Genomic DNA, 265 nt, shown 5'->3' with positions numbered 1-265 from the left:
CAGTTGAAGCAGTCTGTCTCCGCCGTGGGTTTTACCAGTGCCTGCTGCGTGTCGCCGTCCGGCGTGCCGGTGGGTTGCGGCACGGCGCATGCCGTCTCGGGCACGCTGCCGATGTCGTACACGGGCAGCAGGTGGATGTCCGTCAGGCCGCTGCGCGCCAGTGCCGCGAGATGCTTCATGCCGTCCGAACCGGCATCGGTGAACGCGAGGTATTTGCCGCGATGCGCGACCGGCACGCTGGCGTCGTCGCGCGAAAAGTCGCGCA

General features: G+C 67.9%; 1 protein-coding gene. It reads right to left on the bottom strand.

Annotation, left to right across the window (positions count from 1 at the left end):
• Window positions 1-265 (bottom strand): hypothetical protein (locus tag ACPYOM_RS22690; protein WP_481347694.1); only part of this gene is annotated, 265 nt, incomplete at both ends.

The sequence above is a fragment of the Monashia sp. HAY1-2A genome, assembly GCF_056755315.1.
Note: the sequence above shows the minus strand (reverse complement) of the source record. Positions and strands in the feature narration are given on the sequence as shown.